Source organism: Gemmiger formicilis, from assembly GCF_016900095.1.
GTDB classification, from domain to species: domain Bacteria; phylum Bacillota; class Clostridia; order Oscillospirales; family Ruminococcaceae; genus Gemmiger; species Gemmiger formicilis_A.
The window spans coordinates 55,595-65,879 of record NZ_JACJJP010000017.1 but is presented as its reverse complement, the minus strand read 5'-3'; the positions used below and the strand labels follow the sequence as shown (position 1 = coordinate 65,879).

Here is a 10,285-nt window from a genome sequence, read left to right as displayed (position 1 = left end):
GCATCGCAGAGGGAGAAGGAGCGGGAGTGGGGGTCACGTCGGGAGAAGGCGTGGGGGTGGCGGCCACCGACGAAGAGCCGGATGCCGCCAGGGCCGCAGGGGACGGCGAGGGCGTTTCCTCCGCCAGCGCCGGGGCGCACACAGACCCTGCAAACAGGGCCGCAGCCAGCAGCAGGCTGGCCGTGATTTTTTGTAAGCGTTTCACAGAATGTTCCTCCTCATTCTTTTAGGATTCCTTGGCTGCTGCGCCACCGATTTCCAGGTTGTCCCGGATGGAGGCGAAAAGTTCGTCGCGGTTGTGCTGTTTCACGTCGTCCGGCTGGCGGACGTTGCTCTGGACCTTGCCGTCCAGAATGGTGATGATCCGGTCGGCACAGGCCGCCAGGGACGGCTCGTGGGTGACCATGACAAAGGTGATCTGTTCCTGCTTGGAAAGTTCCAGCATCCGGTACAGCACCTGCTTGGAGGTGGTGGAGTCCAGGTTGCCGGTGGGCTCGTCCGCAAAAATCACCTTGGGCCGGCCCACAAAGGCGCGGGCGATGCCCACCCGCTGCTGCTGGCCGCCGCTCATCTCGGTGGGCAGATGGTTGGCCCGGCCGCCCAGCCCCATGTTTTTCAGCTCCTTGCGGGCCATGGCCAACCGCTTTTTGGGCGCAACGCCCTTGAACATCAGGGGCAGGGCCACGTTTTCCGCCGCGGTCATGCTGGGCAGCAGGTTGTAGCTCTGAAAGATGAATCCCAGGTGTTCCTGCCGGAATTTGGCCAGCTGGTCCTCGTCCATGGCGCTGATCTCGTGCTTGCCGATGAACACCTTGCCCCGGGTGGGCTTTTCCAGCCCGGCCAGCTGGTTCAGCAAAGTGGACTTGCCGCTGCCGGACTGGCCCACAATACAGCAGAATTCCCCTTTTTCAATGTTGATGTCCACGTCGTTCAGGGCGATGACCCGCTCTTTGCCTACGGCGTAGACTTTGCGCAGTTTTTCGGTATGTATGATCGCCGCCACGGCGCGCCTCCTTTCGGGCAAACGGACCGCCCCGGCGGCCCGCAAACAGATATAATCTAATGATACCATAGCCCGCCGCGGCAGAAAACCCCTTTTTATGCCGAAAGATGTAAATTTTAAGGCAAAGCAGGAATTTCTCCGCTGCCGGACCCGTACCGTCCGGCTCCGGTGCACAGGAGCACATCCGGCAGAAATTCCAGCCCAGGGTGCCCGCCCTTGCGGGCCTGGAGCAAAAACAGCCAGGGGCGGTCCCCGGCGTTGTTCTTCACCAGGGCCAGCCGCTTGGGTTCCAGCCCGGCGGCGCACAGCACGGCGCACACTTCGGCCAGGCGTTCGGGGCGCTGGCACAGGGCCAGACGTCCCCCGTGGCGCAGGGCCCGGGCGGCGCAGGCGGCCAGGTCGGCCAGGGTGCAGCTGTCATCGTGGCGGGCCTGGGCCCGGCGCAGGGCGGCACTCTGGTATCCGCCGTGAAAGTAGGGCGGGTTGCAGGCAACCAGGTCAAACTGTTCCCGCTCCGGCCCCGGCAGGCAGAACTGCCGCAGGTCCCCGCACACAGGGGTAATGTGCCCGGCTTCGGGGCCGTTTTCCGCCACCGCTGCCCCGCACAAGGCCGACGCCTCGGCGTCCAGTTCCAGTGCGGTGCAGGGGCCCCGGTGGCCCATATCGTGCCAGCACAGGGCCACAATGCCGCAGCCGCTGCACAGGTCCAGCGCCCGCTCCCGGGGACGGGGCGGGGCGAACCGGGCCAGCAGCAGGGCGTCGGTACCGAAGGTGGCCCCCGGGGCGGTACACACCCGGGTGCCGTTGTCCAGAATTTCGGTGGGCATGAAAATTCTCCTTTTGCTGGGTTTCCGGCGCTGGAACGCCGGTGATCTGCCCATCATTATACCATAGAAGGCCTGGCCCCGGAAGAAGCGGGGAATATTTGCCTTTGCCGGTGAAAACGTGTACAATAGGCACAGAAGAAACGGGTCGAAAGGAGGCGAGGACCATGGCGCAGCCAAAAACCGCGGTGCGTCGTGCAGGCGGGGTGGAATACACCCTGACCCGGCGCCGGGTGCGCAACATCAACCTGCGGGTGCGGGCGGACGGCAGCGTGGCGGCGTCGGCGGCCTCCTGGGTACCGGCGTCGGCGGTGGATGCCTTTGTGGCCGCCCGGGCGGACTGGGTCTGCCGGGCCCGGCAGCGGGTGGCTGCCCGCAGCGAGGCCGAAGCCGCCGCCCCCTTGCCCGGAAAGGCGGAGGCCCTGGCCCATATGCGGGCCCTGTGCGAAGCCTACTACCCGCTGTTTGCCTCTACCTGCCCCGGCGGCAGGATGCCCAAGGTGGCGGTGCGGAACATGCACACCCGGTGGGGGTCCTGCAGCCTGCGCACCGGCACCCTGGCGTTTTCCCTGCGGCTGTGCACCATGCCCGCCGCCGCCCAGGAATATGTGGTGGTACACGAATTCTGCCATTTTGCCCATCCGGACCACAGCCCGGCCTTCTGGGCGGCGGTGGGGCGGGTTCTGCCCGACTACCGCGCCCGCCGTGCCATGCTGCGCACCCCGCCGCCCGGTCCCGGCATAGACTGACCCATACACTATAAAAAAAGCAGGGAGGCCCACCCTTTGTCTGACAACAAGAAATATTCCATGCTGGTCAGCAACACACTGCTGTTTGCCATCTCCAACTTCAGCTCCAAGCTGGTCAGCCTGTTCATCCAGCCCTATTTGACCTATGCGTTGGAAAGCCCCGACGTCATGGGCGTCATCAAGCTTATGCAGAGCGTGACCAACCTGCTCATCCCGGTGGTCAGCCTGGGGGTGAGCTATGCGGTCATCCGCTTCGGGCTGGACAAAACCAAGGACAAATCCAGCGTCTTCATGAACGGCCTGGCCACCATCCTGGCCGGGTTCGCCCTCATGGTGCTGTTCTGGCCGCTGGTGCGCATGATCCCCAACGCGGCCTCCTATCTGGTGCTGCTGTATCTGTGCGTGCTGGCCAGCTGCCTGCGCACCCTGTGCACCCAGTTCATCCGCGCCCGCATGTGCAACCGGCTGGTGGCCGTGGACGGCGTGCTCACCACCCTGACCCTGCTGGGCTTCTATTTCCTGTATCTGAGCGTCTTCAACATGGGGGCCACCGGCTATCTGCTGGCCCTGTTCTGCTCGGATATCTGCTCGGCGGCCTTTGTGTTCCTGGCGGGCGGGTGCCGGCATTACTTCAACCTGCGCAAGTTCAGCCTTTCCCTCTGGAAGGAGATGCTGCGCTACTGCGTGCCCATGATCCCGGCGTCCATCAGCTTCTGGATCATCAACGCTTCCGACCAGTTCTATGTCCAGGCCATGTGCGGCGGCTACGAGGGCCGCAGCAGCGAAGCCTGGGTGGGCCTGCTCAGCACGGGGTACTATCTGCCCCAGATCATCACCTTTGTGGGACAGTTCTTCTACGAAGCCTGGCAGCTTTCCGCCGTGACGGTGGAGGAGGACCGGGAAGCCTTCTTCAGCAAGGTGTTCCGGGTGTATGCCAGCGTGCTTTTCTGCTGTGCGGCGGGCATCATCTGGCTGTGCCAGCCCATGATGCACCTGTTCCGGGCCGACTACTACGACGCCTGGCAGTTTGTGCCCTTCCTGGTGTTGGCGTCCATGTGCACCTGCCTGAACAACTTCCTGAACAGCGTGTACGTGGTGTACAAAAAATCTTCCGGTTCCTTGTATACCATGCTGGCAGGCGCCCTGCTCAACCTGGTGCTGAACTATCTGTTCATCCTGTGGATGGGCCCGGTGGGCGCCACCTCGGCCAGCTTCCTTTCGCTGCTGCTGGTGTTTTTGCTGCGGGCTTACTCCACCCGGGGTCTGCTGTACATCGACTTCCATCCCAAGTGGATGATCGTGAACCTGGGATTGATTCTGGTGGAAATCTGGGTGCTGTTCTATGTGGAAAACTGGGTGGCCCCGGTGACCATCCTGACCATGGTGGTCTGCGGGCTGAACTTCCGGGAAGTGTACAGCATGGCCCAGAAGCTGCTTGGCATGGTGGCCGGGCGGCTGCATCACAAAAAAGCCTGAAGGAGGCATACAGATGGCGGATGTTGCGGTGCGCGGCACGGTGCTTTCGGCGCCCTGCCGGATGAAGGCGGGGGACTGCAAGGTGATTGTCCCCCTGACGGCGCCCACGGCGACGGAACTGGGAACGCTGGCGGCCGAAGCGGCTCCGGCGGCGGATATTCTGGAGGTGCGGCTGGACGCACTGGCGGACATGAACCCCGCCACAGCGGCCGAAGCCCTGGCTGCGGTGCGGAAAGCGGCCCCCCAGCGGGCCGTTCTGGCCACAGTGCGCACCGCCCGGGAGGGCGGCCCGGCCGACCTGACCCCCGACGCCTACGGGGAACTGCTCACCGGACTGTGTGAGGCAGCCCCCGGCGGGTTTGATCTGCTGGATGTGGAATTTTCGGTGGGGGACCCCTGGCGGAGCACCCTGCTGGACGCCGCCCACAAGGCGGGGGCAAAGGTGGTGTGCAGCTGCCACGATTTTGCCAGAACCCCGGCCACGGGGGCCATGGTGGACCTGCTGGTGTCCATGGCCAACGCCGGGGCGGATATAGCCAAGCTGGCGGTAATGCCCCAGAGCCCGGCGGACGGAGCCCGGCTGCTGCAGGCCACCGCCGAGGCGGCGGCCCGCCGGCCCGAAACGCCCCTGATCACCATGGCCATGGGGGCGGCAGGCGCCGTGACCCGGCTGTGCGGCGGGGCCTTCGGCGTGTGTGCCAGCTTTGGCGCCGTGGGCGGCGCGGCCAGCGCCCCCGGCCAGCCCGATGCCCGCCATCTGCGGGCGGCGGTGCAGGCGGTGGGCCAGGCACTGGAATAAACAAAAAGCAGATACCCACAGCGGGTATCTGCTTTTTTACATATGGTTTATCCCCGGGTTCCCACAACGCTGGAATCGGTGCTGTACCCCTGCAGGTCGGTGGGGGTCAGGCTGCCGGACCAGCGGCCGTCGGCCTGGGCGGCGTTCCATTCGTCCCAGGCGGACTGGCTGCGGATGGCCGTGCCGCTCAGGTATTTGTCGTCCCAGGGGTTTTCCGGGTCGGGGTCGGTGGGGTCCCAGCCCCGCAGGGTCTCGTCGGCGGGGTCGGTGTAGATGGTGCCCGGCTTGCCCATAGGGCCGGGATCGTTCTCGTCGTCGTAGATGATCACCCGGGTGCCCAGGTCACAGTTGTCGTAAATCCACTTCACGTCCACCACGGCCAGCCGGATGCAGCCCAGGGATGCCGGGGTGCCCAGCTGGTTGTACTGGTCATATTCCAGGTCGTCCTTGTGCTGGGTGTAGTAGGGCACGCTGTGGAAGAGGTAGGCATCCCAGATGCGGGTGGCGTACTGGCCGTAGCAGGGGCCGCTGAGCAGCCGCCAGGGATAGTCCACCGGGGTGGCAAAAAAGCCCAGAGGGGTATCCGAGCCGCCGGAACACACCATGGCCATATAGGGCACGGTGTAGCGGCCTTCCTCGTCCAGGGTGTAGACGGTGACGGTGGAAGCCGCCCGGTTCACCGCAATCAGGTAGGGAAACCCTTCCTTCTCGTTGACGTTGATGCCCTCACTGACAAAGAACTCGTCGGCGCTCAGCCGGTCCATGAGCTCCTTGCCCTTGGCGTTCCAGGTGTCCGGGTCGGTGACGGTGGGGGCGTTGCCGGTGGTGTTGGCCGAAGCCTGGGCCGTGGCATCCGCGATGCGCTGTTCCGCCTCGCTGAGAGCGGGGGCGGCGGTGGCATCGGTGGTGCCGGCGGCATCGCTCTCGGCGTTGGCGTCGGCCATCACGGTGGTGTCCGGCGAATCCCCGGTGTCGGCGGCGGGTTTGGGCGCCTTGCCCTGGGTGAGCAGCAACCCGGACCCCAGGCAGACGATGAGCAGCGCCGCCACACACCCTAACAGGGTGCTGCGGGCTTTGCGAAGACGGGCCGCCCTGCGCCGGGCAGCCTGGCGTCGGGCGACGGGACGGCGGTCGGGTCGTTTGGATGTGGACATCGGCGATTCCCCTTTGCGTTCATGGTACGGGGCATGGAACCCCCTGTCAGTATGTGCGGCGGCAGCGGGTTGTGCGCATCCTGCCGGAATTTACCATCAGCGGCCGTAGCAGTCCCGCACAAACCGGCGCAGGGCGTCAAAGCTGCGCTCCACCTTTTTGGTGTCGATGCAGTAGGCCATGCGGAAGTATCCCGGGCAGCCGAAGCCGTCGCCGGGCACCAGGGCCAGGTCGTAGTCCTGGGCCTTGCGGCAGAAGGCGGTGGCATCCTCCTCCAGGGCTTTGGGGAAGATGTAGAAGGTGCCGCCCGGCTTGAGGACGGTGAAGCCCAGGCGCACCAGCTCGGCGTAGATCAGTTCCATGTTCCGCTCATACACCGAAAGGTCGCTGGTCACGTCCAGACATTCGGCCACCGCCAGCTGGATCAGGCTGGCCGGGCAGTTGTGGCCGGTGCCGCGGCTGATCTGGCCGCACATGGGCACAATGAGTTCGGCCTTCTCACAGGCGGGATTGGCGGCCACATACCCGATGCGTTCCCCGGGCAGGGACAGGCTCTTGCTGAAGGAATAGCAGGTCAGGGTATCGGCGTAGTAGGCGGCGGGGTGCTGCTGGGCAGCGCCGCCGAAGACGATTTCCCGGTAGGGCTCGTCGGAAATCAGGAAGATGTGGTGCCCGAACTTTGCTGAGGCCGCCTGCAGGCAGGAAGCCAGATTGCGCAGGGTTTCGGGGCTGTAGGCCACGCCGGAGGGATTGTTGGGGGTGTTGATGAGCACGGCGGCGGTGTCCTTGTCCAGCAGGGCCTCCAGGCCGTCAAAGTCAATCTGGAAATCCTCCACCCGGGGCGGCACCACCCGCAGGGTCATGTCGGCGCCCTCCACATAGGGTTTGTACTCGGAAAAATAGGGGGCAAAGGTGATGACGTTCTGCCCCGGCACCCCCACGCAGCGCAAGGCATGGGCCAGGGCCCCCGCCGCGCCGGTGGTCATGAAGATGTGGTCGGCGGTGTAAGGCACTCCGAACCGGCTGCGCAGATTTTCCGCCACGGCGGCCCGCACCGACGGGATGGTCAGGGTGGGGCTGTAGCCGTGCAGGGTGACCGGGTCGCAGGTCTGCAGCAGGCGCAGCATGGTCTGGGTGAACTTGGGCGGGCAGGGTACGCTGGGATTTCCCAGGGAATAGTCAAAGACGTTCTCGTACCCGATCTCGGTGCCCCGGGCGGTGCTCCATTCGGACAGCTGCCGGATCACCGACTTGCCGCCCAGCATGTCTACGTAGTGTTGTGCAATCATCTTGGTACCCCTTCCTTAATTTCTCATTCCTTGCAGCCGTTCAGCACAATGCGTTCCAGTTCTCCGGCGTCGGTGGCCAGGTATCTGGCGCCGGCCTCCTCCAGTTCCTGCCGGGTGCGGAATCCCCACAGCACGCCGCATCCGTCCAGCGCGGCGTTGTTGGCGGTTTCCATGTCCACGTTGCTGTCCCCCACATACAGGGTGCGGGCCGGGTCGGCCTGCAGCTGGGCCAGCAGGGCGCGGGTGCCCTCCGGTGCGGGCTTGGTGGGCACCTCCGGGCGCTGGCCCCGCACCTCCGCAAACAGGGCGGGGTCAAAGTAATCGGCCACCACCCCCTTGGCCAGAGCGTCGGCCTTGTTGGAAAACACCGCCATCTGCACCCCCGCCGCATGCAGCCGGGCCAGCATCTCCCGGATGCCGGGGTAGGGGGCGGTTTTGTCCCGCATGTGGGCGCCGTAGTCCGCCTTGAACCAGGCCAGGGCGTCGGCCAGGATTTCCGGCGTGCGCTGCTCCGGCGGGGCCAGGCGTTCGATGAGTTTGGGAATGCCGTTGCCCACAAAATAGCGGTAGGCATCCGTGGGGTGCTGCGGCCAGCCCCGCGCCGCGCACAGACGGTTCCCGGCGTCGGCCAGGTCGTCCAGGGTGTTCAGCAAGGTGCCGTCCAGGTCAAAGATCACGGTATTGTACATACTTTTCCACCTCAGAATCCTTATGTATTCATTATACCGCGGCTGTCAATCGGCCCCAAAGTTGTAAAAGGTAAAAAAACAGGTGCCAAACGCATAAAAATGTGCTATGATAAGGGATACGATAGGGGGATATACCGATGGAATTGTTTATCGAAATCCTGAAAGCCATTGTGTACGGCGTGATTGAAGGCGTGACCGAATGGTTGCCCATTTCCAGCACCGGGCACATGATCCTGGCCGAACAGGTGCTGAAATTCCAGTTCAGCGACGCCTTTATGTCCATGTTCCGGGTGGTCATCCAGCTGGGTGCCATCCTGGCTGTGCTGGTGCTCTACTTCAAAAAACTGTGGCCCTTCTGCGCCGACAACGGCCGTGACAGCGGTTTTGGCCGCCATTTCCGGTGGCCGGTGGTCCGGCTGTGGTGCAAGATCATCGTGGCCTGCCTGCCGGCGGCGGTGCTGGGCTTTTTGCTGGATGACTGGCTGGACGCCCACCTGTACAACAGCATCACGGTGGCCGCCATGCTCATCCTCTACGGCGTGGCCTTCATCCTCATCGAGCGCCGGCCCCGCCCGCCCCGCACCACCAAGCTCAGCCATATCGGCTACAAGCAGGCCTTCCAGGTGGGTGCCTGGCAGGTGCTGGCTATGATCCCCGGCACCTCCCGCAGCGGCTCTACCATCCTGGGCGGCATGCTGTGCGGGCTGTCCCGCCCCTGCGCGTCCCAGTTCACCTTCTTTCTGGCCATTCCGGTCATGGCCGGCGCCAGCGCGCTGAAGCTGGTCAAGTTCTTCCTGGAAGGCAACGCTCTCACCGCCACCGAGGTCATTGTGCTGCTGGTGGGCTGCGTGGTGGCCTTCCTGGTGTCCATGCTGGCCATCCGCTTCCTGATGGACTACGTCAAGCGCCATACCTTCACCGTCTTCGGCTGGTACCGCATCGTCCTGGGTGTGGTGGTCCTGGTCATCTGGCTGGTGCAGACCTTTGTGCTCAAGACGCCCGCCGCCCCGGCCGCGGCCTGAAAACCCCATAAAGCAAACAAAAACCGCCCTGCCAATTTGGCAGAGCGGTTTTTTCATGTGCAGAACTCAGCGGCGGCGCCGTACCTGCTGGGACATAAGCGCCAGGAAGATGATCACCCCGAACAGGGCAGCGGCGGCAATCACCAGCAGCACCAGCTGGAACACCTGGGCATTAAAGCCGGATTTCAGGGTGGCGGTGGCCTCGTCCAACGCACCGGAAACCGCGTCGGAATCGGTCACCGTGCTGGCGGCGCTGCTCAGGGCACCCAGGGCCGCGTTGGCGGCGTCCCCTTCGCCCAGGGCGTTGAGGGCATCGGACAACGACTGGCCGGACATGACCTTCAGCCCGCTGCCCTCGGACTTGACCGTCTCCCCGTTGAGGGTGGCGGAAAGATTGTCCGCAAAGGCGTAGGCGGCACCCCGCAGGGCGGGTTCGTACTCACTCTTCAGGGTCCAGCCGTCGGAGGTCCACATCCCTTTCATATACAGCAGCAGCTGCATGCCGGTGTCCGAAACCAGGGCGTTGTACACCGTTTCCCGGAACTGGTCGGTGTTGCCGGTGTCGGTGTTGCCGAAGCTCAGGGCCACGAACTGGTAGGCGCGGTTGTAATCATCCAGGTCGGTATAGTAAGTGCGCATCAGGTCGGCCAGGTTGGAATCGGCGGTGAGCTGGGACCCGATGTTCACCGAATCCAGGTCGGAGCGCAGGTCGCTGGCACCGAACATGCTGGTGGCATCGTCGCCGCCCAGGGCGCCTTCCATCAGGCTGCGGTAGCCTTCGGCGTCCGAAGCCTGGCCCTCATACTGTTGGGCCAGCTCCATGCAGTCGCCGCCCCAGCTGCCGGTGATGGGCAAACCCCGGTACACCAGGTTGATGGAGGCCAGCAGATGCCCGAAGTCCACCGTCTGGCCGTTGGGCAGGGAAAGTTCCCCCATGCCCATCAAATCGCCCAGGTCGCTGTTCTTGTCCAGCACATAGGTCTCGAAATCCGGGTCCTTGGACCCGGCGGTGAGCTGCCAGACCGTATCGTTGTAGGATCCCATCCGGGTGTAGGCCAGCATCAGGACGAGGGGATCGTCCCCGCTGCCCTTTTCCTGGGTGTAGGTTTCGGCCAGGGACTGCAGCTCGCTGAGCTGGTCCAGGGTGGCGTCAAAGGTATCGGCCGCATGGGCCTGCGCAGGCAGCCCGAAAGCCAGCAGACAGGCGGCCGCGCCGCCGGCCAGCCAGCGGCGCAGACGTTTGGTTGCAGAAATCGTGGAAACGCACCTCCAAGGCTCAAAG

At 64.4% G+C, this 10,285-nt stretch carries 10 protein-coding genes and 1 pseudogene; 4 read left to right on the top strand and 7 right to left on the bottom strand.

Going from position 1 to position 10,285, the window contains the following annotated elements; all coding sequences use genetic code 11:
* The 3 genes and pseudogenes from H6B15_RS09450 to H6B15_RS09440 all read right to left on the bottom strand — a co-directional run.
* A pseudogene (locus H6B15_RS09450) lies at positions 1-205 on the bottom strand (hypothetical protein); the annotation flags it as partial.
* 21 nt (positions 206-226) lie between these two features.
* Positions 227-1,003: an ABC transporter ATP-binding protein gene (locus tag H6B15_RS09445; RefSeq protein WP_345941967.1), complete on the bottom strand. Its 777-nt coding sequence runs from the start codon at positions 1,001-1,003 to the stop codon at positions 227-229.
* Between the two features lie 116 nt (positions 1,004-1,119).
* Entirely contained in the window at positions 1,120-1,830 is a 711-nt protein-coding gene (locus H6B15_RS09440) for a tRNA1(Val) (adenine(37)-N6)-methyltransferase (protein ID WP_204647739.1), read from the bottom strand.
* Positions 1,831-1,994: 164 nt separating this feature from the next.
* Here H6B15_RS09440 and H6B15_RS09435 point away from each other — a divergent pair, with 164 nt between their 5' ends.
* Genes H6B15_RS09435 through aroD form a run of 3 tightly spaced genes read left to right on the top strand, consistent with a single transcriptional unit; the run spans position 1,995 to position 4,851 of the window.
* Positions 1,995-2,576, top strand: coding sequence for a M48 family metallopeptidase (locus H6B15_RS09435; protein WP_204647738.1), 582 nt, complete (start codon positions 1,995-1,997; stop codon positions 2,574-2,576).
* Between the two features lie 36 nt (positions 2,577-2,612).
* Positions 2,613-4,052 (top strand): polysaccharide biosynthesis C-terminal domain-containing protein, encoded by a 1,440-nt coding sequence (locus H6B15_RS09430; protein WP_243424357.1) that lies wholly within the window; start codon positions 2,613-2,615, stop codon positions 4,050-4,052.
* 13 nt (positions 4,053-4,065) lie between these two features.
* Positions 4,066-4,851, top strand: a complete 786-nt coding sequence (gene aroD / locus H6B15_RS09425; RefSeq protein WP_204647737.1) for a type I 3-dehydroquinate dehydratase — start codon at positions 4,066-4,068, stop codon at positions 4,849-4,851.
* 47 nt (positions 4,852-4,898) lie between these two features.
* On the opposite strand, the gene H6B15_RS09420 is transcribed toward aroD, so the two are convergent.
* The 3 genes from H6B15_RS09420 to H6B15_RS09410 all read right to left on the bottom strand — a co-directional run bounded on the left by H6B15_RS09420 (position 4,899) and on the right by H6B15_RS09410 (position 7,981).
* Positions 4,899-6,005 carry a L,D-transpeptidase gene (locus tag H6B15_RS09420; RefSeq protein WP_204647736.1) on the bottom strand — a complete coding sequence of 369 codons (1,107 nt, stop codon included), beginning with the start codon at positions 6,003-6,005 and terminating at the stop codon, positions 4,899-4,901.
* Between the two features lie 96 nt (positions 6,006-6,101).
* Positions 6,102-7,292: a pyridoxal phosphate-dependent aminotransferase gene (locus H6B15_RS09415; RefSeq protein ID WP_204647735.1), complete on the bottom strand. Its 1,191-nt coding sequence runs from the start codon at positions 7,290-7,292 to the stop codon at positions 6,102-6,104.
* A gap of 23 nt (positions 7,293-7,315) precedes the next feature.
* Positions 7,316-7,981: an HAD family hydrolase gene (locus H6B15_RS09410; protein ID WP_204647734.1), complete on the bottom strand. Its 666-nt coding sequence runs from the start codon at positions 7,979-7,981 to the stop codon at positions 7,316-7,318.
* A 137-nt stretch (positions 7,982-8,118) separates the two neighbouring features.
* Here H6B15_RS09410 and H6B15_RS09405 point away from each other — a divergent pair, with 137 nt between their 5' ends.
* Positions 8,119-9,003: an undecaprenyl-diphosphate phosphatase gene (locus H6B15_RS09405; RefSeq protein ID WP_204647733.1), complete on the top strand. Its 885-nt coding sequence runs from the start codon at positions 8,119-8,121 to the stop codon at positions 9,001-9,003.
* Between the two features lie 66 nt (positions 9,004-9,069).
* Here H6B15_RS09405 and H6B15_RS09400 read toward each other — a convergent pair whose 3' ends face one another.
* Complete coding sequence (locus H6B15_RS09400) at positions 9,070-10,065, bottom strand: hypothetical protein (protein WP_204647732.1); 996 nt, start codon at positions 10,063-10,065, stop codon at positions 9,070-9,072.
* Between the last annotated feature and the right edge of the window lie 220 nt (positions 10,066-10,285).

What these genes read in the sequence shown, in the direction of transcription:
- H6B15_RS09440 (WP_204647739.1), bottom strand. Translation starts at nt 1,830, where the DNA reads ATGCCCACCGAAATTCTGGACAACGGCACCCGGGTGTGTACCGCCCCG.
- H6B15_RS09435 (WP_204647738.1), top strand. Translation starts at nt 1,995, where the DNA reads ATGGCGCAGCCAAAAACCGCGGTGCGTCGTGCAGGCGGGGTGGAATAC.
- aroD (WP_204647737.1), top strand. Translation starts at nt 4,066, where the DNA reads ATGGCGGATGTTGCGGTGCGCGGCACGGTGCTTTCGGCGCCCTGCCGG.
- H6B15_RS09420 (WP_204647736.1), bottom strand. Translation starts at nt 6,005, where the DNA reads ATGTCCACATCCAAACGACCCGACCGCCGTCCCGTCGCCCGACGCCAG.
- H6B15_RS09415 (WP_204647735.1), bottom strand. Translation starts at nt 7,292, where the DNA reads ATGATTGCACAACACTACGTAGACATGCTGGGCGGCAAGTCGGTGATC.
- H6B15_RS09410 (WP_204647734.1), bottom strand. Translation starts at nt 7,981, where the DNA reads ATGTACAATACCGTGATCTTTGACCTGGACGGCACCTTGCTGAACACC.
- H6B15_RS09405 (WP_204647733.1), top strand. Translation starts at nt 8,119, where the DNA reads ATGGAATTGTTTATCGAAATCCTGAAAGCCATTGTGTACGGCGTGATT.
- H6B15_RS09400 (WP_204647732.1), bottom strand. Translation starts at nt 10,065, where the DNA reads ATGCTGGCCTACACCCGGATGGGATCCTACAACGATACGGTCTGGCAG.